This is a genomic window from Marinibaculum pumilum (assembly GCF_042646425.1).
In the GTDB taxonomy this organism is placed as follows: Bacteria; Pseudomonadota; Alphaproteobacteria; order Ferrovibrionales; family Ferrovibrionaceae; genus Marinibaculum; species Marinibaculum pumilum.
This window is the reverse complement of the sequence record NZ_JBHRTR010000002.1, coordinates 1-22,785: the sequence shown is the minus strand read 5'-3', so window position 1 is coordinate 22,785 and position 22,785 is coordinate 1. Positions and strand designations below refer to the sequence as shown.

General features: G+C 70.5%; 19 protein-coding genes. 4 read left to right on the top strand and 15 right to left on the bottom strand.

Features of this window, described 5'->3' with window-relative positions; all coding sequences use genetic code 11:
* Nucleotides 1-195 precede the first annotated feature (195 nt).
* From prmC to ACFOGJ_RS00190, 7 genes are all read right to left on the bottom strand, one after another.
* Complete coding sequence (gene prmC / locus ACFOGJ_RS00220) at nucleotides 196-1,068, bottom strand: peptide chain release factor N(5)-glutamine methyltransferase (RefSeq protein ID WP_379897361.1); 873 nt, start codon at nucleotides 1,066-1,068, stop codon at nucleotides 196-198.
* Nucleotides 1,065-2,144: a peptide chain release factor 1 gene (gene prfA / locus ACFOGJ_RS00215; RefSeq protein WP_379897360.1), complete on the bottom strand. Its 1,080-nt coding sequence runs from the start codon at nucleotides 2,142-2,144 to the stop codon at nucleotides 1,065-1,067. The genes prmC and prfA overlap by 4 nt, the downstream gene beginning before the upstream one ends.
* A gap of 13 nt (nucleotides 2,145-2,157) precedes the next feature.
* A complete protein-coding gene (gene hisS / locus ACFOGJ_RS00210) occupies nucleotides 2,158-3,414 on the bottom strand; it encodes a histidine--tRNA ligase (protein WP_379897359.1) in 1,257 nt (418 codons plus the stop codon).
* 19 nt (nucleotides 3,415-3,433) lie between these two features.
* Nucleotides 3,434-4,624 (bottom strand): flavodoxin-dependent (E)-4-hydroxy-3-methylbut-2-enyl-diphosphate synthase, encoded by a 1,191-nt coding sequence (ispG, locus tag ACFOGJ_RS00205; protein WP_379897357.1) that lies wholly within the window; start codon nucleotides 4,622-4,624, stop codon nucleotides 3,434-3,436.
* A 151-nt stretch (nucleotides 4,625-4,775) separates the two neighbouring features.
* A complete protein-coding gene (locus ACFOGJ_RS00200; RefSeq protein WP_379897356.1) occupies nucleotides 4,776-6,140 on the bottom strand; it encodes a helix-turn-helix domain-containing protein in 1,365 nt (454 codons plus the stop codon).
* A gap of 149 nt (nucleotides 6,141-6,289) precedes the next feature.
* Nucleotides 6,290-8,557: a phosphoenolpyruvate--protein phosphotransferase gene (ptsP, locus tag ACFOGJ_RS00195; protein WP_379897355.1), complete on the bottom strand. Its 2,268-nt coding sequence runs from the start codon at nucleotides 8,555-8,557 to the stop codon at nucleotides 6,290-6,292.
* 126 nt (nucleotides 8,558-8,683) lie between these two features.
* Nucleotides 8,684-9,925 carry an aspartate kinase gene (locus tag ACFOGJ_RS00190; RefSeq protein ID WP_379897354.1) on the bottom strand — a complete coding sequence of 414 codons (1,242 nt, stop codon included), beginning with the start codon at nucleotides 9,923-9,925 and terminating at the stop codon, nucleotides 8,684-8,686.
* Between the two features lie 259 nt (nucleotides 9,926-10,184).
* On the opposite strand from ACFOGJ_RS00190, the gene ubiG reads away from it, so the two are divergent.
* Nucleotides 10,185-10,973: a bifunctional 2-polyprenyl-6-hydroxyphenol methylase/3-demethylubiquinol 3-O-methyltransferase UbiG gene (ubiG, locus tag ACFOGJ_RS00185; protein WP_379897352.1), complete on the top strand. Its 789-nt coding sequence runs from the start codon at nucleotides 10,185-10,187 to the stop codon at nucleotides 10,971-10,973.
* Between the two features lie 40 nt (nucleotides 10,974-11,013).
* Here ubiG and ACFOGJ_RS00180 read toward each other — a convergent pair whose 3' ends face one another.
* Nucleotides 11,014-11,433: a DUF1178 family protein gene (locus ACFOGJ_RS00180; RefSeq protein WP_379897351.1), complete on the bottom strand. Its 420-nt coding sequence runs from the start codon at nucleotides 11,431-11,433 to the stop codon at nucleotides 11,014-11,016.
* A 155-nt stretch (nucleotides 11,434-11,588) separates the two neighbouring features.
* On the opposite strand from ACFOGJ_RS00180, the gene ACFOGJ_RS00175 reads away from it, so the two are divergent.
* Complete coding sequence (locus tag ACFOGJ_RS00175; RefSeq protein ID WP_379897349.1) at nucleotides 11,589-12,137, top strand: class I SAM-dependent methyltransferase; 549 nt, start codon at nucleotides 11,589-11,591, stop codon at nucleotides 12,135-12,137.
* Here the strand turns inward: ACFOGJ_RS00175 and ACFOGJ_RS00170 are convergent.
* The 3 genes from ACFOGJ_RS00170 to ACFOGJ_RS00160 all read right to left on the bottom strand — a co-directional run bounded on the left by ACFOGJ_RS00170 (nucleotide 12,122) and on the right by ACFOGJ_RS00160 (nucleotide 14,170).
* Nucleotides 12,122-12,982, bottom strand: coding sequence for a carbon-nitrogen hydrolase family protein (locus ACFOGJ_RS00170; protein ID WP_379897348.1), 861 nt, complete (start codon nucleotides 12,980-12,982; stop codon nucleotides 12,122-12,124). The genes ACFOGJ_RS00175 and ACFOGJ_RS00170 overlap by 16 nt on opposite strands.
* A 34-nt stretch (nucleotides 12,983-13,016) precedes the next feature.
* Nucleotides 13,017-13,277, bottom strand: a complete 261-nt coding sequence (grxC, locus tag ACFOGJ_RS00165; protein WP_379897347.1) for a glutaredoxin 3 — start codon at nucleotides 13,275-13,277, stop codon at nucleotides 13,017-13,019.
* An 83-nt stretch (nucleotides 13,278-13,360) separates the two neighbouring features.
* A complete protein-coding gene (locus ACFOGJ_RS00160; RefSeq protein ID WP_379897346.1) occupies nucleotides 13,361-14,170 on the bottom strand; it encodes a double zinc ribbon domain-containing protein in 810 nt (269 codons plus the stop codon).
* Nucleotides 14,171-14,253: 83 nt separating this feature from the next.
* On the opposite strand from ACFOGJ_RS00160, the gene ACFOGJ_RS00155 reads away from it, so the two are divergent.
* Entirely contained in the window at nucleotides 14,254-15,198 is a 945-nt protein-coding gene (locus ACFOGJ_RS00155) for a methyltransferase domain-containing protein (RefSeq protein ID WP_379897345.1), read from the top strand.
* 7 nt (nucleotides 15,199-15,205) lie between these two features.
* Here ACFOGJ_RS00155 and ACFOGJ_RS00150 read toward each other — a convergent pair whose 3' ends face one another.
* The 4 genes from ACFOGJ_RS00150 to ACFOGJ_RS00135 form a co-directional block, all read right to left on the bottom strand.
* The gene (locus tag ACFOGJ_RS00150; RefSeq protein ID WP_379897344.1) at nucleotides 15,206-16,444 is read right to left on the bottom strand and encodes a cation:proton antiporter domain-containing protein; all 1,239 of its coding nucleotides are present in this window, start codon (nucleotides 16,442-16,444) and stop codon (nucleotides 15,206-15,208) included.
* Between the two features lie 205 nt (nucleotides 16,445-16,649).
* The gene (locus ACFOGJ_RS00145; RefSeq protein ID WP_379897384.1) at nucleotides 16,650-17,048 is read right to left on the bottom strand and encodes a (deoxy)nucleoside triphosphate pyrophosphohydrolase; all 399 of its coding nucleotides are present in this window, start codon (nucleotides 17,046-17,048) and stop codon (nucleotides 16,650-16,652) included.
* 49 nt (nucleotides 17,049-17,097) lie between these two features.
* The gene (gene argJ, locus ACFOGJ_RS00140; RefSeq protein WP_379897343.1) at nucleotides 17,098-18,357 is read right to left on the bottom strand and encodes a bifunctional glutamate N-acetyltransferase/amino-acid acetyltransferase ArgJ; all 1,260 of its coding nucleotides are present in this window, start codon (nucleotides 18,355-18,357) and stop codon (nucleotides 17,098-17,100) included.
* 133 nt (nucleotides 18,358-18,490) lie between these two features.
* Nucleotides 18,491-19,447 (bottom strand): peptidylprolyl isomerase, encoded by a 957-nt coding sequence (locus ACFOGJ_RS00135; protein ID WP_379897342.1) that lies wholly within the window; start codon nucleotides 19,445-19,447, stop codon nucleotides 18,491-18,493.
* A 242-nt stretch (nucleotides 19,448-19,689) separates the two neighbouring features.
* Between ACFOGJ_RS00135 and secA the strand changes: the two genes are divergently transcribed.
* Entirely contained in the window at nucleotides 19,690-22,506 is a 2,817-nt protein-coding gene (gene secA / locus ACFOGJ_RS00130) for a preprotein translocase subunit SecA (protein ID WP_379897341.1), read from the top strand.
* The last annotated feature ends 279 nt before the right edge of the window (nucleotides 22,507-22,785 follow it).

Here is a 22,785-nt window from a genome sequence, read left to right as displayed (position 1 = left end):
CATATCGGCCGCCGGCCCATCCGGGCCCGGCCTTCGGCAACCGCTGATGCCCCGCCGCGCTGGCATCTCCGCCGCGCGGCCCGACCGTCGGCTTGTCGACGGTTCCCCGGCATTTCTGCCCCCGGCACGCTGTGACAGTAGCGGCTGGCCGCCCGGATTCCAAGCACCAAATGCGCAAGCGGCCTGCGGCGGCAATCAGAATTCCGCCAGCAGGGCGCGCGGGCGGCCGGCGAGGTCGTCGGCGGCGACGACCCGCTTCGCAGCGGCCGCTTCCAGCAGGCCGGTCACCGCTGCGGCTGTCGCTGCGTCCACCTCCAGCGCCGCCAGGCCGCCGGGCCGCAGCAGGCGGCGCAGGTCCGGCACGATCCGCCGATAGGCATCCAGCCCATCCTGACCGCCGTCCAGGGCCAGCGGCGGGTCGTGGTCGCGCACCTCCGGCATCAGCGCCGGCAGCGCGCCACTGGCGATATAGGGCGGGTTGCTGACAAGGATATCGGCACACTGGTCCGTCAGCGCCAGGCCCCAGTCGCCCTGCAGGAAGCTGCTGCGACCCACAAGGCAAGCTGTGGCGGCATTGGCGCGTGCCACCGCCAGGGCGTCGGCGGACAGGTCGATGCCGATGCCGGTCGCGGCGGGCAGTTCCGCCAGCAGGGCCAGCAGCAGGCAGCCGCTGCCGGTGCCCAGGTCCAGGACGGTGCGGGGCGCCTGCCGGTCCGGCAGACGGGCCAGCACCTGTTCGACCAGCAGCTCGGTATCGGCGCGCGGGTCCAGGACCGCCGGAGTCACCGCCAGGTCCAGGGTCCAGAAGCCGCGCCGGCCGATGATCCGGGCGACGGGCTCGCGCGCGGCCCGGCGCCGCAGCATCTCCGCGAAGCGGCGCGCGGCCTCCGGCGGCAGCGGCGCGCCATGCGCCGCGCCGGCCGGGCCGTCCAGCCCGCAGGCCGCGGCCAGGAGCCACAGGGCGTCGCGCCCGGCATCCTCCACCCCGGCAGCGGCCAGGTTGGCGCGCGCCTCGGCCAGCAGCTGCCGGCGGTCGGCGGCGGGCCGAAGTTCGCCCACCGCCGTCACGCGGCATCCTCGGCGGCCAGCCGGGCGGCCTGGTCGTCGGCGATCAGTGCATCGACGAACTCGTCCAGCGCCTCGCCGGTCAGCACCTTGTCCAGCTTGTAAAGGGTCAGGTTCACCCGGTGGTCGGAGACGCGTCCCTGCGGAAAGTTGTAGGTGCGGATCCGCTCCGACCGGTCGCCGGAACCGACCTGGCCCTTGCGGGTCGCCGCCCGCTCCGCATCCGCCTGCTGGCGCTGCTGGTCGTAGAGCCGGGCACGCAGCACCTTCAGCGCCTTCGCCTTGTTGCGATGCTGCGACTTCTCGTCCTGCTGGGTGACCACGATGCCGGTGGGCAGGTGGGTGATGCGGACCGCGCTGTCGGTGGTGTTCACATGCTGCCCGCCGGCGCCGGAGGAGCGGTAGACGTCGATCCGCAAGTCCTCGTCGCGGACCTGGATATCCACCTCCTCCGCTTCCGGCAGCACCGCCACCGTGGCCGCGGAGGTGTGGATCCGGCCGCCGGCCTCGGTCTCCGGCACCCGCTGCACGCGGTGCACGCCGGATTCGTATTTCAGGCGCCGGAAGACGTCGCGGCCGGCCACCTCGGCGATCACCTCCCGCCAGCCGCCCAGGTCGGTTTCCGTGCCGTCCATCACGGTCAGCTTCCAGCCGTGCAGCTCGGCATAGCGCTGGTACATGCGCAGCAGGTCGGCGGCGAACAAAGCGGCCTCGTCGCCGCCGGTGCCGGCGCGGATCTCCAGGATCGCATTGCGGCTGTCGGCCTCGTCCTGCGGCAGCAGCAGGAACTGCAGCGCCCGCTCCGCCTCCGGCAGGCGCTCCTGCAGGCTGCGGCGCTCTGCTTCCGCGAGCTCCCGCATCTCCGCATCGCCGCCGGCCTCGGCCAGCATCGCCTCGGCATCCGCCAGCTCCGCCTGCAGGCGGCGATAGTCGGCAATGCCGGCGACCACCGGCTCCAGGCCGGAGAATTCCCGGCTCAGGTCGGCCAGCCTGTCCGGTGCGATATCGACACTGGCCAGCAGCGCCTGCACCTCGTCATAGCGGCGCAGGACCTGATCCAGCTTGGCGTTCGGCAGCATCGCAGGCGGTCCCTCAGGCGCTGTCGCCGAAGGCCGCGCCCAGACGGCCGGGCAGGGCGTCGAAGGCGATCTCCGCCTGGCTGCCGTCGTCCAGGTCGCGCACGGTGGCCTTGCCGGCGGCCAGCTCGTCGTCGCCGATCAGCACCGCGAAGCGGGCGCCGACCTTGTTGGCGCGCTTCAGCCGGCGGGACAGGTTGCCCTTGAAGGCCTCGTCCACCGCCAGCCCGGCCTTGCGCAGGTCGTGACCGATGGTCCAGGCCCGCCGCTCCGCCGCGGGCCCCAGAGGCACCAGGGCGACCGGCCGGTCGGGCTGCGCCGCCGCATCGGCCAGCATCGCCAGCCGCTCGATGCCGCCGCCCCAGCCGATGCCCGGGGTGTGCGGTCCGCCCAGCATCTCGATCAGCCCGTCATAGCGGCCGCCGGCGATCACCGCGCCCTGCGCGCCCAGCGCCTCGGTGATGAACTCGAAGGCGGTGTGGGTGTAGTAGTCCAGGCCGCGCACCAGGCGCGGATTGACCGTGAAGGGGATGCCCAGCACGGTCAGGCCGTCCTGCACCTCTGCCCAGAAGGCGGTGGCGTCCGCCCCCAGATAATCGCCGAAGCGGGGCGCGTCGGCGACGATCTCCCGGTCGCGCTCGACCTTGGAGTCCAGGATCCGCAATGGGTTGCGCTCCAGACGTGCCTGGCTGTCCGGCGACAGCTCGGCGCGGTGCGGCTCCAGATAGGCCAGCAGCGCCTCGCGATAGGCGGCGCGGCTTTCCGGGTCGCCCAGGGAATTGATCTCCAGGCGGCACTTCTCTGCGACCCCAAGCGCCTGCAGGATGTCCCAGGCGACGGCGATCACCTCGACATCGGCGCGCGGTTCCGGCGCGCCGATCAGCTCCAGGTCGATCTGGTGGAACTGCCGCTGCCGGCCCTTCTGGGGCCGTTCGTACCGGAACACCGGTCCGTTGGCGAAGACGCGCAGCGGCAGGTTCTGCTGCAGGCCGTTGCTGATCACGCCGCGGCAGATGCCGGCGGTGAATTCCGGGCGCAGGGTGATGCCTTCGCCGCCGCGATCGGTGAAGGAGTACATCTCCTTCGACACCACGTCCGAGGTTTCGCCCATGGTGCGGGCGAAGACCTCGGTGAACTCGAAGATCGGCGGCGCCGTCTCGCGATAGCCGTAGCGGCGCGACACGGAACGCGCCGTGTCGATCACCGCCGCATGGCGGGCGAAGTCGTCTGGCAAAAGGTCATGGGTGCCGCGGACGGGCTGCAGGCTGGCCAAATGTCTCTCCGATCTCGTGTCAGGTGGCGTCGGCCAGCGCCGACCGGCGCGCCTGCGGCGGCGTGTCGGTCCGGGCCGGGCCGGACGGGTCGTCGCCCGTCGCCGCACCGCTGGCGGCGGCCTCGATCTCCGCGGCCTTGGCTTCGACCAGCTGCGCCAGATGTTCCACCAGGTCTTCGTCCTGGAAGCGGTGGTGCGGCACCCCGGCGATATAGACCTGGTGGGTGCCGCGGCCGCCGCCGGTCAGGCCGATATCCGTCTCCCGCGCCTCGCCCGGGCCGTTCACGACGCAACCGATCACCGACACCGTCATCGGCGTGGTGACATGGGCCAGGCGTTCCTCCAGCGCGGCGACGGTGTCGATCACCTGGAACTGCTGCCGGGCGCAGGACGGGCAGGAGATCACGTTCACGCCGCGATGGCGCAGGCTCAGCGCCTTCAGCATGTCGAAGCCGACCTTCACCTCCTCCTCCGGCGGGGCGGAGAGGGAGACCCGCAGGGTGTCGCCGATCCCCGACCAGAGCAGCATGCCCAGCCCGATGGAGGACTTCACCGTGCCGGCGCGCAGGCCGCCGGCCTCGGTGATGCCGATATGCAGCGGATAGTCGCAGGCTTCCGCCAGGCCCTGATAGGCGGCGACCGCCAGGAACACGTCGGAGGCCTTCACGCTGATCTTGATCTCGCGGAAGTCCTGCTCCTCCAGCACGCGGATATGGTTCAGCGCGCTCTCGATCAGGGCCTCCGGGCAGGGCTCGCCGTGGCGCTCCAGGATGTCGCGCTCCAGCGAGCCGGCATTGACGCCGATGCGGATGCTGCAGCCGTTCGCCTTCGCGGCGCGCACCACCTCGGCCACCCGCTGGGCGGAGCCGATATTGCCCGGGTTGATGCGCAGGCAGGCGGCACCGGCATCGGCGGCCTCCAGCGCCCGGCGGTAGTGGAAATGGATGTCGGCGACGATCGGCACGCGGGCGGCGCGCACGATCTCCTTCAGTGCGGCGGTGCTGTCCTCGTCCGGGCAGGACACCCGGACGATGTCGGCGCCGACCTCCTCGCAGCGGCGGATCTGGTCGATCGTCGCCCCGGCGTCGGAGGTGCGGGTATTGGTCATCGTCTGCACCGTGATCGGTGCGCCGCCGCCGACCTTCACCGGGCCGACCGAGATCTGCCGGCTGACGCGCCGCTGGATGTCGCGATAGGGCCGGACGCTCATGTGAGGAACTCCTGATGGCATCGCGCCGCGTCCCGGGGGCGGCGCACGGCGCAAAGATGGTCAGATGGCGCGGCGGGAGCAAGCCCCGGCAAGGCCGACATCTTCCGGGGGACCGACGGCCTGGGGCAAACAGCCGGCGGGCGGCCGGCCGTCAGTTGACCAGCTGGCTGCCGTCGAGCAGGCGCTCGGGGTCCAGGGAGACGTTGCGTCGCACCGCGCCACGCGGCCCAAGGGAGGGGATCGCCTCGCCATCGACCTCGACCACGAGGCCGCCGGCATTGCCGGTCATCAGGACCAGGCCGGACTGGTTCGGCGCGCGATAGATGTCGCCCGCCTTCAGGACCCGGGTCAGCAGCAGGTTGCGCTGTGCATCCTCCACCTGCACCCAGGTATCGGCGTTGGCACGCAGCACGACCCGCGACTGCTCGGTGCCGAAGACACGGCCCTGGGCCGGCGCGTCGGCGGCGCCGCCCGCGGTCGGCGCGGCTTCGCCTGCCGGGTCGCCGGATGGCATGCCCGACCTGGCCTCGGTGGTGGTGACATTGCCGGCCGCCGCCATCTGTGCCGTGTCCCGTGTCTGACCGCTCTGGACCTGGCCCTCCTGCGGGGCCGGGTCGGAGGGCAGGGGCGGCGGTTCGCTGGCATCGGCGGCCGTGGCGTCGGTGGTCGCAGTATCGGGAGATGGGGTATCGATGGCTGCGGGATCGGCGCCGGGGTCAGCGCGGGTTTCGGCGGTGACGCCACCGGCGACAGTTCCGGTGGCCGGATCGGATTCTGCCACGGGCGCCGCGGTCGCGGCATCGGCGGCCGGTTCCCCGGCCCGCGCCGCAGCCGCCGTCTCTGCCGCGTCGGCGCCGCCGTTTCGCGCCAGGCGCATCTCCTCGCCGGTGGTGTCGCCACCGTCGCGGCGGTCGAGCAGGCCGGTGGCCGCGGTGCCGGCATCCGCTGCGGTGCCGCTGCCGGCGGCGGGCGCGTCGGCCGTGGGGCCACTCTCCGCCTGCAGGCGCGCCGGCACGTCGGGAACGATCGCGTCGAAGGAGACCAGATCCGTCTTCCAGCCGTACCAGCCCAGATAGCCGACGGCGGCGACGATGGTCACGACCGGCAACAGCCACAGTCCGGGGGTGCGGCCTTCCGGACGGACGGTCGGAAATTTCAGCTGCTGCTTGCGGGCGAAATCGTCGTCGTCCTCGGCCTTGTACTGGGCCACCACCTTGTCGGGATTGAGGTCGAGGAACTTGCCGTAGCTGCGCAGAAAGCCGAGGACGTAGCTGCGTCCGGGCAGCTGGCTGAAGCGGCCGCACTCGATGGCGGCGAGATAGCTCTCGCTGATGCGCAGGTGCGCGGCGACTTCCTGCAGTGTCAGCCCGCGGCGTTCCCGTGCCTGACGGAGGACGTCGCCAATCCCGCTGTATATGCCTGTGCCCCGGGCGTCGGGGTCCGGATCATGAAATCCCAGGTCTTTGCTCTTGCGCTGTTCGAGGAGCGCGATACGTCGCGACCGTTCGCTGGACATTCGGTGACACGCTGGCGTTACGAAGCTTCAGGTGACGATTGGGACCTGCCCCGTCATGCGGGCCGGTCCCAGCAACTTGCCCAGCCTGCATTGAAGAATGATAAATCCACCCGCCACTGTCCCGTAAATACACAGATTCCTGCGCATTTTCAAATGGCTATGCCGTTTTCGACAGCGAAATTCTTCAGGTCTCGCCGCAGGCTTCGATCGGGACGGTCCAGCAGATCGGCGGTCAGCCGTTCCAGGGGGCGAAGTTCCAGGCTGCGGATCATCGCCTTCACCGGACCGATCGAACCGGCGGTCATCGACAGGCGCCGCAGGCCAACCGCGATCGCGGCCATTGCGTCCAGCGGCCGGCCCGCCATCTCGCCGCAGAGGGTGACGGGCTTGCCGGCGGCCCGGCCGGCGGCGGCGATCTCCGCCAGCACCCGCAGGAAGGCGGGACCGACCGGGTCGTAGCGGTCGCCGGTCAGCTGGTTGCCGCGGTCGGCGGCGAACATGAACTGCGCCAGGTCGTTGGAGCCGATCGACAGGAAGTCGACCTCCCGCAGCAGCGCCGGCAGCTGGAACAGAAGCGACGGCACTTCAAGCATCGCGCCGACCTCCAGGCCGCGTGGCAGGTTGCGCCCCTGCCGGCGCAGCCGGTCATGCTCGGATTCCAGCACGCCCCGCGCCTCGACGAACTCGGTCACGTCGGTGACCATCGGGAACATGACCTTCAGGTCGCGCCCGGCGCCGGCGATCAACAGGGCGCGCACCTGGGTGCGCAGCAGGGCGGGACGGTCCAGGGCGATGCGGATCGCCCGCCAGCCCATCGCCGGGTTGGGTTCGTGGCGCTCGCCGATATAGGGCAATGTCTTGTCGCCGCCGACATCCAGGGTCCGGAACACGACCGGCCGGTCCTCCGCGGACTCCAGGATGCGGGCGTAGAGTTCCGTCTGCGTCTCCACCCGCGGAAAGGTGGCGCGGACCATGAACTCCAGCTCCGTGCGGTACAGGCCCACCCCCTCGGCGCCCGCCTCCGCCATGTGCGGCATGTCGACCAGCAGGCCGGCATTCATCAGCAGGGTGACCAGCGCCTCGTCCCGGGTGACCGCCGGCAGGTCGCGCTGCTGCTCGTAGATCGCGCGGCGCTGCTGGCGCATCTTCTGGTTCTGCTGGAAGGCCTGCAGGACATCGTCGGCCGGCCGCACGAAGACCTGGCCGTGATCGCCGTCGACGATCACCGGGTCGTTCGGTTCAACCCGGCCGGTCACGTTGCGGCAGCCGCCGATCACCGGCACGCCGAGCGCACGGGCGACGATGGCGACATGGCTCATCGCCGAGCCATGCTCCAGCACCACGCCCTTGATATTCTCCCGGTCGAAGTCCAGCAGTTCCGCTGGTCCCAGATGCTCGGCGAAGACGATGGCGTCGGGCGGCAGCGCGGTGCCGCCGCTCAGCGCCTCGCCGCCGGCCAGATGGCGCATCAGGCGGTTCGCCAGATCCTCCAGGTCGGCCAGGCGGTCGCGCAGATAGGGGTCGGCGACATTCTCCATCCGGTGGCGCATGTCGATCTGCACCCGCTGCACCGCCGCCTCCGCAGTCAGCCCGGAATCGACGGCGACATGCAACTTGCGCAGCCAGCCGGAATCGTGTGCGAACATCTGGTAGGCTTCCAGGATGTCGCGGCTCTCGCCTACACGTGCATCCAGGTCGGAGACCATCGTGCCGATCGCGTCGCGCATCTCCGCCATCGCGGCGTTCAGCCGCTCGCGCTCATGTTCCGGGTCCTCCGCCAGGGCGCGGTGCAGGTCAGGCCGCGGCCGATGGAGGACCGCACGACCGATCGCAAGGCCTTCGGACAGGGTCCGCCCCTCCAGCCTGTGGGGTAGGGTGGCCTCCGCATCGATGCGGGCCAGCTCGTCGTTGGGGATGACCTCGCCCGCGCCGACGAACTCCGCCAGGACCATGGCGATGGTCTCCAGCGTCTCGATCTCTTCCTCGGCATAGTTGCGCTGGGTGCGGTTCTGGATCGCCAGCACGCCGATGATCCGGCCCTGCCGCAGCAGCGGTACGCCCAGCAGGGACAGGAAGGGCTCCTCGCCGGTTTCCGGACGGTGGGCGAATTTCGGGTGGTGCTGGGCGTCGGACAGGGCCAGCGGCCGGCCCCGCGCGGCGATGTCGCCGATCAGACCCTCACCGATATGCAGGCGCGTCGTGCCGATGGCGGCTGTGTTCAGGCCTTCGGTGGCATAGAGCACCAGTTCGCGGCCGGCCTGCAGCAGGTAGATGGAGCAGACCTCGGCCACCATGTTGCCGGCGATCAGCCGCACGATCTGCTTCAGGCGCGCATCGCCGTCGCTGTCGCCCGCCATCAGGGTGCGCAGCTGGCGCAGCAGTGCCCGCGGTCCGCCGGCTTCGGGCAGCAGGGCCATCAGACGGCACCGGCAGGCGGGTCGACGGGGCGGGCGCCGGCACGGCACACCGCCGGGACGGAACGGTCCGGTCCCGCGCCGGCCCCGGGGGCCGCCACGGCACCGCCTGTCCGCCCCTGCGCCATCTCAGGTCGTGGCGTCCAGACCGAAGGCCTGGTGCAGGCTGCGCACCGCCAGCTCGGTATAGTCCTGCGGGACCAGGACGCTGACCTTGATCTCGGACGTTGTGATCGCCTGGATGTTGATCCCCTTCTCCGCCAGGGTGCGGAACATGCTGGCCGCCACGCCGGCATGGCTGCGCATGCCGACCCCGACGACGGAGATCTTCACCACGTCGCTGGCCGGCAGCAGCCGCGCAAAGCCGATCTCGCCGGAAAGCTTCTGCAGGATCTCGGTCGCCCGGGCCAGGTCGGCGCGCGGCACGGTGAAGGTCAGGTCGGTGGCCTTGCCGTCGTCGGACACGCTCTGCACGATCATGTCGACATTGATGCCGGCATCGGCCAGCGGCACGAAAATGCCGGCGGCCACGCCGGGACGGTCGGAGACCCGCACCAGGGTGATCTTCGCCGCGTTGGTGTCGTAGGTGACACCGCTGACGACCTGTTCCTCCATGCCCTCATCCTCATCAACGACCATGGTCCCGGGCAGGTCGGAGCCCACCGCATCTTCCTGCATGCTGGACAGGACCTGCAACGGAACCTGATATTTCATCGCCAGTTCCACCGACCGGGTCTGCAGCACCTTGGCGCCGAGAGAGGCCAGTTCCAGCATCTCCTCGTAGGTTACCTTCTCCAGCCGCCGGGCGGCCGGAACGATGCGCGGGTCGGCGGTATAGACGCCGTCCACATCGGTATAGATGTCGCAGCGGTCGGCATTCAGCGCCGCCGCCACCGCCACCGCCGAGGTATCGGAGCCGCCGCGGCCCAGGGTGGCGGTGCGGTTGTCCGGCGCCAGGCCCTGGAAGCCGGTGATCACCGGCACCTGGCCTTCCGCCATCCGCTCGCGCAGGAGCCCGGTCTCGATCTCCAGGATGCGTGCCGCGCCATGTGCGCGATCGGTGCGGAGCGGCAGCTGCCAGCCCTGCCAGGAGCGCGCGTGGATGCCCGCCGCCTGCAGGGTCATGGCGAACAGTCCGGCACTGACCTGCTCCCCGGTCGCGACCACGGCATCATATTCGCGGGCATCGTGCATCGGCGCGACCTGCTGGCACAGGTCGACCAGGCGGTTGGTCTCCCCCGCCATGGCGGAGACCACCACGGCGACCTGATGCCCCGCCTTCAGCTCACGCGCGACCTTCTCCGCGGATTTGCGGATTCGCTCCACGGAACCGACCGAGGTGCCACCGAACTTAACAACCAGGCAGGCCATCGCTCCCCCACCATCACACCAGAACGCTGTTCCGCAAGGATCCGGCCCCGCCAGTACCAGTCCCGTCCCGCGCCCCATCCCCGGGGGCGCCGCCGCGCGCGTCCGCCTCGGCAAGCCTTGGGGGCATGCGGCATCTCAACCGGTTTGTCGCAGGAAACCGCGCGCTACATACTGGAGCGGATGCGGCGACGCAAGCGCGACCGCCGCCCGTTTCCGGCAACCGAAGGGAGGCCGCCGGCCCGTCCGGCAGGCAGCAGGCATGACGCAGACGGCGATCGACGGCTCCGCCCGCCAGGCGGGCGGCGGTGCGGCACAGGCGACGGCGGATGCCGCCGAGCTGGCGCGCTTCGGGGCCCTGTCGGCGGAAGCCTGGTGGGATCCGCAGGGCGAGATGGCGGGCCTGCACGCGATCAATCCGGCGCGGCTGACCTTCCTGCGCGACCGGATCTGCGTCCATTTCGGGCGCGACCCGTCCCTGCCGCGGCCGCTTGCCGGCCTGCGGGTGATCGATATCGGCTGCGGCGGTGGCCTTCTGTCGGAACCGCTGGCCAGGATGGGGGCGGAGGTGACGGGGCTCGACGCGGCGCCGGAGGCGATCGCCGTCGCCCGTGCCCATGCGGCGGAGGCCGGGCTGGAGATCCGCTACGAGGCGGCGGAGGCGGCGGCGCTGGTGCACCGCGGCCTGACCTTCGATGCGGTGCTGGCGATGGAGATCGTGGAGCATGTCGCGGCGCCGCAGGCTTTCCTGGCGGATTGCGCGGCACTGGTGCGGCCCGGCGGCTTCTTCGCCGCCGCCACCCTGTCACGCACACTGCGGGCTTTCGGCATGGCGATCCTGGGGGCGGAATACCTGCTGCGGCTGGTGCCGCCGGGCACCCATGACTGGCGGCGGTTTCTGAAGCCGCACGAACTGGCACGGATGATGCGGCATGCCGGGATCGGCCTGACCGATACCGCCGGCATCAGCTACGACCCGGTGAGCCGCGGCTGGCGGCTCAGCCGCGACCTGTCGGTGAACTACCTGGTATGCGGCAGCCGGCCGGCCTGACGGCAGGGCGCGCCGGCACCGGAGCGCCGGGCGGCGGCGCTCAGGCGTCGGGCAGGTCGACCCAGGGGATCACGCCGAACTCCACGCCTTCCTCTACCAGTTCCTCGGCCTCGTCCTTGGTGGTGTTGCCGTAGATGTTGCGCGGCTTGACCTCGCCATAGTGGATGCGGCGCGCCTCCTCGGCGAACCTGTCGCCGACATTGTCGGCATTCTTTTCCACCGCCTGGCGCATCTTGCGCAGCATCGCCACCGTGGCGGTGGCGCGCTCCACCTCCTCGCGGTTGGAGGGCCCCTTCCGGCTGGCCACGTTGGGCGCCATGATCGCCTTCTCGACCTTGTGGGAGCCGCAATGCGGACAGCTGACCTCGCCGGCCTTCTTCTGCTTGTCGAAGGCCGCGCTGTCGCGGAACCAGACCTCGAACTCATGCGCCTTGTGGCAACGAAGGGCGTATCTGATCATCCAGGCTACCGTTTCGGAAGCGCCGGGGCCGGACCGGAATGCGGCCTGCAGGCCGGTCCTGGCACTCGCGCTGCTCGACTGCTAATCCAGATCATGTGGCAGAAACCTGCGGGAAAACAAGTCTGCCCGAACCAGGGAAAGGGGGCATCCGCGCCATGACCGGTTCGCTCTCCGCCTCTGCAGGGGCCTCTGCCTGGCTGAAACGGCATGCAGGAATCGCGCCGCATGACGGGCCTGCCCTGGACCTCGCCTGCGGTGGCGGGCGCCAGGGGCGCTGGCTGCTGGCGGAGGGGCGGCAGGTGCTGTTCTGCGACCGCGACCTGTCCGGCACCGCGAATCTCGCCGGCCGGTCCGGCGCATGGCGTGTGCAGGCCGACCTCGAGGGCGGCGGCGAGCGCGGCGGCTGGCCGTTCCGCGACGGCAGTTTCGCACTGGTCGTGGTGGCGAACTACCTGTGGCGGCCGATCCTGGCCGACATCTTCGCCGCGCTGGCGCCGGGCGGGGTGCTTGTCTACGAGACCTTCATGGCCGGCAACGAACGCTTGGGCCGGCCGCGCAACCCCGACTTCCTGCTGCGGCCCGGCGAACTGCGCGACATCTGCCCGCCGGATCTCGAGATCCTGGGCTTCATGGAAGGCGAGGTGACGGAGCCGCGGCCGGCCATGCGCCAGGCCCTTGCCGCGCGGCGCTATTCCGCAGCCTGACCTTGGGCCGGGGAAGGCGGCGGCGGGGCGAAGTCCTGCTCGGTCTGCCAGGTAGGGACGCGGCCGCGGGCCTTCTCCACCTTCGCCAGGTCCAGGGTGGCGACCAGGGCGCAGGGCTCGGTGCCGGCCTGGGCGACGATCTCCCCCCAGGGCGCGACGATCGCGGAATGGCCATAGGTCTCCCGTCCGCCGGGATGCTCGCCGGTCTGTGCCGGGGCCAGGATGAAGGCGCCGGTCTCGATCGCCCGGGCGCGCAGCAGCACGTCCCAGTGCGCCGCGCCGGTGGGGCGGGTGAAGGCGGCGGGCACGGTGATCAGGCGTGCGCCGGCCTGGCCCAGCGCACGGTACAGGTGCGGGAAGCGCAGGTCGTAGCAGATCGTCAGGCCGATCCGGCCGAACGGTGCGTCATGCACGACGGCGCGGTCACCGGGGGCGAAGTTGCGGCTCTCCCGATAGCTCTCGGTGTCGCTGACGGTGACGTCGAACATGTGGATCTTGTCGTAGCGGGCGGCGATCCGGCCCTCCGGGTCGACCAGGAAGGAGCGGTTGTGGTTGCGCTCCTCCGCCGCATCGCGGATCCACAGCGAGCCGATTACCAGCCAGATGCCGCGTTCCCGCGCCAGCCCGGTCAGCGCCTGCAGCACCGGATGACCGTCCTCCGGCAGGCCGGCCGCCAGCACCTGCCTGCGGCCGGTGGTCATGAAGCCGGTATTCTCCGGCGTCAGCACCAGGGTCGCGCCGGCATCCGCCGCCTCGTGGATCAGGCGCCGCGCCTGGTCGGCATTGGCCCCGGCATCGTCGACGGCCGTCATCTGGACGCAGCCGACGGTCAGTTCCTCGCTCATCGGTCGCCTTCCTTCCGGCAATGGCCGGCCCGGATCAGGCCGGCTGCAGCATCGGGTCCAGCTTGCCCGCCCTCTCAAGCGCATAGAGTTCGTCGCAGCCGCCGACATGGGTCTCGCCGATGAAGATCTGCGGCACCGTGTGGCGGCCGCCGGCGCGCTGCATCATCTCCGCCCGCAGGTCGGGATCCATGCCCACGTCGATCTCGTTGAAGGCGGCGCCCTTGTCGGTCAGCAGCTTCTTCGCCCGGTAGCAGTAGGGGCACATCATGGTGGTGTAGATCGTGATCTCGGACATCTCGCGGCCATCGTCCTCAGGCTGTGCGGGTAGCGCCGTGCGGGCCAGCAGCCGTGTCGCCCGGCGTCGTTCATGTCTGGCGCTCAGGATATAGGGCGGACGGGATCCGGAACAACGCGTGCCGGCGCACCGGCCGCACCGGCCGCATTGGCCGCCGGCGCGTCCCGGTCGGCCACCACCCGCGCCAGGGCGATCACGTCGACCGCCGCGGCACCGCCGCGGCGCAGCACCCGGGCCGCCTCCTGCACGGTGGCGCCGGTGGTATAGACATCGTCGACCAGCAGGATGCGGCGGCCGGCGATCCGATCCGCCGCGGCATCGGATAGGGCGAAGGCGCCGGCGACGTTGCGGGCCCGGCGGCTGCGGCTGAGGCCGCCCTGGCTCGGTGTCGCCCGGCGGCGCAGCAGCAGCCCGGTCGCCGCCGGCCGGCCGGAGAGGCGGGCCAGCGCCTTCGCCAGCAGGGCGGACTGGTTGTAGCGCCGCCGCCACAGCCGCCAGCGGTGCAGCGGCACCGGCACGATCAGCTCCGCCTCGGCCAGCAGCGCCGGCGCCGCCGCGGCCATCCGCTGCGCCAGGGCCGCGGCCATGTCGGTGCGGTCGCCATGCTTGAAGGCCAGGATCAGCCGCCGCACCGTGCCGCCATAGACGAACGGCGCGCGGGCCCGGTCGAAGGGCGGCGGGTCGGCCAGGCAGGCGCCGCAGGACAGCTCCCCCGGCACCGGATGGTCGAACGGCAGGCCGCAATGCCGGCAATGCGGCGGCGTGATGAAGGCCAGAGCCGACCAGCAGGACGGGCAGAGGCCGCCCTGCTCCGCCACCGGCCGGTCGCAGCCCAGGCATTGCGGCGGCCAGAGCAGGTCGCGCACGGCGCCCCACAACTGCCGGCAGGCCATTGCGGCGGCCATCCGCCCTGTGCCGGCCGCCGTTTCGGCCGGCCCCTCGTCAATCCCTGGCGGAAGGCCCATATTCCCGCCCCATGAGCAGTTCCTCCCCCGCCGACGATGCCGTCGTCTTCGACCGCCGCCAGGTGCGGCGGCAGCGCGACCGCGCGGCCGCCGGCTATGGCGACCATGACTTCCTGAAGCGCGAGATCGGCGCCCGCCTGGCCGAACGGCTGGGCGACGTGAAGCGCCGCTTTCCGCTGGCCCTCGACCTGGGGGCCCATGACGGTACGCTTGCCGAGCCGCTGGCCGGCGTCAACGGCATCGAGACCCTGGTCCATGCCGACCTGTCGCCGGCGATGTGCGCCGCCGCGCGGGCCCGCGGCCTGCCCGCCGTCGCCGCGGACGAGGAGGCGCTGCCCTTTGCCGCCGGCGCCTTCGACCTCGTCGTCTCGGCCCTGTCCCTGCACTGGGTCAACGACCTGCCGGGCGCCCTGCTGCAGCTGAACCGGGTGCTGAAGCCGGACGGCCTGTTCCTGGCCGCGATGATCGGCGGGCACAGCCTGTCGGACCTGCGCGCCGCCTTCATGGAGGCGGAACTGGCGGTCACCGGCGGCGCCGCGCCCCGGGTCTCGCCAATGGTTGAGGTGCGCGACGCTGGCGCCCTGCTGCAGCGGGCGGGGTTCGCCCTGCCGGTGACCGACGGCGATCGGGTCACAGTGACCTGGCCCGACCCGCTGACCGCGATGCGGGAGCTGCAGGCGATGGCGGAGGGCAATGCGATGGCGGCCCGCCACCGCGCGCCGCTGCGCCGCGAGGTGCTGCTGCATGCCGCCTCGCTCTGGCTGGACCGCTGCGGCAATGCGGAGGGGCGGCTGACGGTCGAGTTCGACGTGATCTGGCTGACCGGCTGGCATCCCGACCCCGGCCAGCAGCAGCCGCTGCGCCCCGGCAGCGCGAAGACCCGCCTGGCCGATGCCCTGGGCACCGACGAGATCCGCCTGCCGACCGACCCGCCCCGGGGCGGCGGAACCGTCTGACCGCAGGTCAGTGCAGCCGCACCATCGGCGGCCGCTTCTCCTCCGCGACGGCCTCCGCCGCGCGTGCCTTCGCCAGCTCCGCCTGCCGCCGCTGCCAGCGGTCGATCCGCCGGGTCGCGGCAAGCCAGATCGGGCTCGCGGCGGTGGAGAGCGCGATCAGCGCCACCAGGTAGTCATATTCCTCCCGCCCGATCACCCCGGCATCCAGCGCCTGGTTCCCCAGCACGAAGGAAAAGGTGCCGATCGGGACCAGCACGGTGCCGCAGAGCAGCGCCCGCTCCCAGGGCACCCGCATGACACGCAGGGTGAAGACATTGCCGACGGTCTTCAGCAGCAGGGCCAGTACCAGAAGCAGCAGCAGCTCGCCCCAATGCGCCCGCAGGAACTGGTAGTCGATCAGCAGGCCGATGGAGAGGAAGAAGACCATCAAGAGGATGTCCTTCACCGGCTCCGTCGTCTCCACGAAGTCCTTGCGGTGGGCCGAATTGCCGATGATCAGCCCGGCGAGGAAGGCGCCGAAGGCGCCCGACAGGCCCAGATATTCCGCCCCGACCGCGAACAGGAAGGCGATCGACAGGCCGATCAGGGTCAGCAGGCCGCGATCGCCCGCCAGCCGTTCCAGCAGTTCCAGCTTCAGCCGCTTGCGCTTCGACAGGAAGGCGATGGTGGCGGCCAGGGCGGCCAGCGCCACCAGGATGTGGACCAGGGTGTCCAGACCCGGCAGGCCGCCGCCGCTGAGGCCGCCCAGGAACAGCAGCATCGGCACGATGGCCAGTTCCTGCGCCACCAGCAGGCCGACCGCGACCTTGCCGGTGTCGCTGCGCAGCTCGCCGACATCCTGCAGCATGCGGATGCTGACCGCGGTATTGGTGATCACCACGCAGAAACCCAGGGCCAGGCCGCCCAGGACGCTGTCGCCGGTGATCCAGCGGGCGCCGGTCATGGCGGCCACCGACAGCAGGATCTGCATCGCGGTGGCGGCCATCGCCACCAGCCAGACGGTGCGGAAGGCGCGCAGCGACAGCTCCATGCCGATGAAGAACACCAGCAGGGTGACGCCCAGCTCGGCCAGCAGGTTCACCGCATCCCGGTGGTCGATCAGGTTCAGGACCGACGGGCCCAGCACGAAGCCGGCCAGGATATAGCCGACCATCGCCGGCTGGCGCATGCGCATCATGACGATGCCCAGCACCGAGGCGGCGAAGCAGACCAGGGTGATCTCGACGATCTGGTGGTCGACGTGCATTTCTGTCCCCCCAGCCGGGGCCCGGTCCGGGGCCGTGGGCTAGAACGGCCCCATCTTTGATAGAACCGTTGTCGTTCTCGGGCTTGACCCGAGAACCCATTCCGCATGCCGTTCAGAGACCCCACGGCTGGCGGAATGGATCCCGGATCAAGTCCGGGATGACAATCGTGGATTCTATGCCGCCTTTACCTTTCCCGGGAACGCCCTAGGGCTGCAGGAGGTCGCGCAGCAGCGCGATCAGCGGCAGGTCGGCCGGGGGCATCGGCAGCTCGCGCATCCGGTTCGGGCGCACCCAACGCAGGGCCTGCCCCTCCCGCGGCGCGATGCTGCCCTGCCACTTGCGGCAGACATAGAGCGGCATCAGCAGGTGAAAGTCGTCATAGCCATGGCTGGCGAAGGTCAGCGGCGCCAGGCAGTCGGCCGAGACGTCGATCGACAGCTCCTCCGCCAGTTCGCGGATCAGCGCGGCCTCCGGCGTCTCGCCGGCCTCCACCTTGCCGCCCGGAAACTCCCACAGGCCGGCCATCGACTTGCCTTCCGGCCGCTGCGCCATCAGCACCCGGCCGTCCGCATCCACCAGGGCCGCCGCTGCGACCAGCACCATGCGCAGCGGCGCCACTCCTCCGGCCGGATCTCCCGTCACCGGCAGCCCCTCAGCTGCGATAGTCGGCGTTGATGTCGATATAGCCGCGGGTCAGGTCGCACGACCAGACTTCCGCGGCGCCGGGGCCGTCGCCGACCTGGACCGTGACGCGGACATCGCGCCCGGCGTAGTGGGCCGACGCCGCCGCCTCGTCATAGTCGGGCAGCACGCCGCCGCCGGCGGCCACCACCTGGTCGCCGATGCGGATCGTCAGCACCTCCGGGGGGATGTCGTAGCCGGACTTTCCCACCGCCATGGCGATGCGGCCCCAATTGGCGTCGCCGCCGGCCACGGCGGTCTTCACCAGCGGCGATTCCGCGATCTTCAGGGCGATCAGCCGGGCATCCCGGTCGCTGGGCGCGCCGGCGACCTTCACCGTCAGCAGCTTGGTCGCGCCTTCGCCGTCGGCCGCGATCTGCTTCGCCAGGTCGATGGCGATCCCGTGCAGGGCATGGCGGAACGCCGCCAGGCGATGGTCCGACAGGTCGTCGATCGCGGTGTTGCCGGCCGAACCGGTGGCGAACATCAGCGACATGTCGGAGGTCGACATGTCGCCGTCGACACTGATGCTGTTGAAGGACAGGTCGTTGGCTTCCCGCATCAGGTCGCGGATCAGCTCCGGCCCCAGGGCGGCGTCGGTGGCCAGGAAGGCCAGCATCGTCGCCATGTTCGGGGCAATCATGCCGGAGCCCTTTGCAATGCCGGCGATCCGCACCTTCGTGCCGTCGATCTCGGTCTCCGCCGCCGCACCCTTGATGAAGGTATCGGTGGTGGCGATCGCAGTCGCCGCCCGCGCCCAGGCTTCCGGCCCCCCGGGTCCGGCCGCGGCAGCCTTCGCCAGGTCCGCCATGACCTTTTCGACCGGCCCGGCATCGGGGACCTGGCCGATCACGCCGGTGGAGGAGAGGCAGACCTCGTCGGTGCGGCAGCCGGTCGCTTCCGCCACCGCCGCGGCACAGCGTTCGGCGAAACGCTCGCCGGGGGCGCCGGTCATCACGTTGGCATTGCCGGCATTGACCAGCAGGGCCCGTGCCCGGCCGCCGGGCAGGATGCGCCGCGTCCAGACCACCGGCACGCCGGGAATGGAGGAGGTGGTGGTCGCGCCGCCGACGGTGGTGCCTTCCGGGAAGGTCATCAGCAGCAGGTCGTCGCGGCCCTTGTAGCGCATGCCCGAAGCGCCGACGGCAATGCCGACGCCGGCGATGGCCGGAAGCTCGGGGAACCGCTCGGGCGCGAGCGGGGAGCGGGGATGCTTGGAAGCCATGGTCATCGGTCCCTGCGGGCCGCGGAAGCTGCGGCGCGCCGGACCCTAATGAGACGGGGGCCGGCGCGCAATATCGCACGCCGGCCCCCGCGATCGTTCCCGCGGGCGTGGTGGCGCCGGCTTGAACCTGCCGGCGGCGCTACTGCGCCGCGCCGGGTGCTGCCGGGGCGCCTTCCATGCGCTCGATCTGCGCCGTCGCCTTCAGGCGGTCGATCTCGGCCGCGATCGCGTCCTGGACGATCTCCTGCCGCAGTTCCGGGCGCAGCTCCTCCAGGCTGGGCGGGGCCGCCTTGCGGCGCTCCTCGGTCTTGATGACATGCCAGCCGAACTGGGTCTGCACCGGGCTCTCGTTATAGCTGCCGGGCTCCAGGGCGAAGGCGGCCTCGGAGAAGCTCGGCACCATCTGCTCCTTCTCGAAGAAGCCGAGGTCGCCGCCCTTGGACTTGGACGGGCCGATGGAATGCTCCTGCGCCGCCTCGGCAAAGTCCTTGCCGGCGTCCAGCTCGGCGATGATCTTCTTCGCCTCCTCCTCGCTCTCCACCAGGATGTGGCGGGCGCGGATCTCCTCCCGCTCGCCGAATTCCGCCTTCTTCGCCTCATAGGCGGCGGACAGCGCCTCGTCCGTCATCGCCTTTTCCGCCAGGTCCTGCAGGTAGAGCTGGGTCAGCAGCTTGCGCCGGCGCTGCGCCATTTGCTCGGCAAAGGCCTCGCTCTCGTCGACGCCGGCCTCGTCCGCGGCCTGGGCGACCAGCTCGGCGCTGATCACGTTGTCGAGAACCAGGCCGACCAGCATCGCCTGCGGCATCTGCTGCGCCTGCGGCGGCAGGTTCCGCATCTCTTCGGCGACGTCCTGCATGCGGATCTCGCGGCCGTTCACCCGCGCCACCACCTGCTTCATGTCGACTGCCGCCGGCTGTTCCGCGGCCTGTTCCGTCGCCGGCTTTTCGTCGGCCAGGGCCGGGCCGGCCGCCAGCGCGGCCACCGCCATGGCGCCGCCCAGGAAGGCGGCTTCCAGGCCGCGGGCACGGTGGCGGCGGCCCGAAGCGGCGCTGCCGGCGCGTGCGGCGGTCGGCTGGGTGTTGGTCCTGATACGCATGGATGGCTCCTTGGTTCCGGCGGGCCGGGAGGGCCCTGCCGGGTTGAAATCGTGCAGGCTGAAGGCGGGGAACCTGCGAGGTGATGCCGGGGTCAGACCTCGCCCCGGAATGTGGCGAGGCGATGGCGGCAATCTGTGCGCTTGATTGACAGTGTTTCGGGCACTCCTTATCTCAGACCCCGAAGCGGAAGGGTCGCGAGCCCACCGCGTTCCCCGATATTCCGCGCGAAAGAGATCCTCTTATGTTCGGCGCGCTGGCGCAGAAGTTCTTCGGCACGACAAACGACCGTATCGTCAAGGCCTACCGCAAGCGGATCGGCGCGATCAATGCGCTGGAGCCGGAGCTGGAGGCCCTGACGGACGAGGCCCTGCGCGAAAAGACCGCGGAATTCCGCCAGCGCCTGGCCGACGGCGCCGATCTCGACGATCTCCTCGTGGAGGCCTTCGCCGTGGTGCGCGAGGCGGCCAAGCGCACCCTCGGCCAGCGGCATTTCGACGTGCAGCTGATCGGCGGCATGGTGCTGCACGAGGGCAACATCTCGGAGATGAAGACGGGCGAGGGCAAGACCCTCGTCGGCACCCTGCCGGTCTATCTCAACGCCCTTGAAGGCAAGGGCGTGCACGTCGTCACGGTGAACGACTATCTGGCCCGCCGCGATGCCGCCTGGATGGGCGAGATCTACCAGTTTCTCGGCCTGACCGTCGGCGTGATCCTGCACGAGATGGACGACGAGCAGCGCCGCGCCGCCTATGCCTGCGACGTGACCTATGCCACCAACAACGAGCTGGGCTTCGACTATCTGCGCGACAACATGAAGTTCCAGCGCGCAGCGATGGTGCAGCGGCCGTTCAACTTCGGCATCGTCGACGAGGTCGACTCGATCCTGATCGACGAGGCGCGGACGCCGCTGATCATCTCCGGCCCCTCGGACGATTCCTCGGAAATGTACCGCCGGGTCGACGCCCTGATCCCGCAGCTGACCGAGGAGCATTACGAGAAGGACGAGAAGTCCCGCACCGTGAGCTTCACCGAGCCCGGCACCGAACGGATCGAGGAACTGCTGCGCGAGGCGGGGCTGCTGGAGGAAGGCGGCCTCTACGACATCGAGAACATCACCGCGGTCCACCATGTGAACCAGGCGCTGCGCGCCCACCACATGTTCGCCCGCGACACCGACTACATTGTCAAGGATGACAAGGTCATCATCATCGACGAGTTCACCGGTCGCATGATGGAGGGCCGCCGCTATTCGGAGGGCCTGCACCAGGCGCTGGAGGCGAAGGAGAAGGTGACCATCCAGGCGGAGAACCAGACCCTCGCCTCGATCACCTTCCAGAACTATTTCCGGCTCTACCCGAAGCTGGCCGGCATGACCGGCACGGCGATGACGGAAGCTGCGGAGTTCGCCGACATCTACAAGCTGGAGGTGGTGGAGATCCCCACCAACCTGCCGATCGCGCGCGAGGACCATGACGACGAGGTCTACCGCACCGCGAAGGAGAAGTACGACGCCATCGTCGAGGAACTGGCGGAAGCGCAGGAGCGCGGCCAGCCGGTGCTGGTGGGCACCACCTCGATCGACAAGTCGGAGCTTCTGTCCCGCCTGCTGAAGGAAAAGAAGGTCCGCCACAATGTGCTGAACGCCCGCTACCACGAGCAGGAGGCCCATATCGTCGCACAGGCCGGCCGCCTGGGCGCGGTGACGATCGCCACCAACATGGCCGGGCGCGGCACCGACATCCAGCTGGGCGGCAACCTGGACATGCGCATCGCCGACGAGGCGGCGCCGATCGAGGACGAGGCGAAGCGCCAGGCGAAGATCGCGGAGATCACGGCCGAGGTGGAGGCGGAGCGCGCGAAGGTGAAGGAGGCCGGCGGCCTCTACGTCATGGGCACCGAGCGGCACGAGAGCCGGCGTATCGACAACCAGCTGCGCGGCCGCTCCGGCCGGCAGGGCGATCCCGGCACCTCGAAGTTCTACCTGTCGCTGGAAGACGACCTGATGCGGATCTTCGGGTCGGAGCGCATGGACGGCATGCTGCGCAAGCTGGGCCTGCAGGAGGGCGAGGCGATCGCCCACCGCTGGATCAACAAGGCGCTGGAGAAGGCGCAGCAGAAGGTCGAGGCGCGGAACTACGACATCCGCAAGAACCTGCTGCGCTTCGACGATGTCATGAACGACCAGCGCAAGGTGATCTACGAGCAGCGCATCGAGCTGATGGAGGCCGAGGACGTCCAGGAGACGGTCGCCGACATGCGCCAGGACGTGATCGAGACCCTGGTCGCCCGCCACATCCCGGAAAAGGCCTATGCCGAGCAGTGGGATGCCGAGGGCCTGCGGGTCGAGGTGGAGCGCATCTTCGGCGTCAACCTGCCGATCCCGGACTGGGCCAAGGAAGAGGGCATCGCCGACGAGGAGATCCGCAGCCGCATCACCGACATGGCCGACCGCAAGGCGGCCGAGAAGGCGGCCAATTTCGGCCCCGACGTGATGCGGATGGTGGAGAAGAGCCTGCTGCTGCAGCTGCTGGACCAGAAGTGGAAGGAGCATCTGCATCACCTGGACCATCTGCGCCAGGCGGTCGGCCTGCGCGCCTATGCCCAGCGCGACCCGCTGAACGAATACAAGCGGGAGGCCTTCGACCTGTTCGAGTCCATGCTGGCCGGCCTGCGGGAGACGGTTACCCAGGTGCTCGCCCATGTGGAGATCCGCCCGCGCGAGGAGGAGGCGGCCGAACAGCAGCTGGCGATGCGCCAGCAGGCCGCCTTCGCCCGCATGCAAGAAAGCCATCCCGACCCGCAGGCGGCCGCCGCCACCGACGGCGCCGACCCGATGCCGCAAGGCAGCGACCGGGACGGCGAGCGGGCCGCGGCGCAGCCGCGCCGGGCCCAGGCCCAGCCGCAGGCAGCCACCCGCCAGCCGGCGGCACGGATGGACAAGAACGACCCCTCGACCTGGGGCCGGGTGCCGCGCAACGCCCCCTGTCCCTGCGGCTCCGGCAAGAAGTTCAAGCATTGCCACGGCGCCGTCGCGGCCGCGGGGCCGGCCGCCGAATAGGGCGTCGGGCCGGGGCTGATCCAGGGCGTTGCGGCGCCACCGCCTGTCCCGTCGTCCTCGGGCTCGACCCGAGGATCGTGGCAGGCCGGCGAGGCTGCACCGACAAGGCACTCCGCCGCGCGTTGACCGGTCCTCGGGTCGAGCCCTACGGGATTCACATATCTCTTCTCTTCGACACGCCTCCCTGCTGCCGTCGCCCTCGGGCTTATATGAGGCGGCTTGTGTCAAGGCGTTGCCGGTAGATTTGCAGCAGCTTTTTCTGTCGGGCGGGGCGCAGGT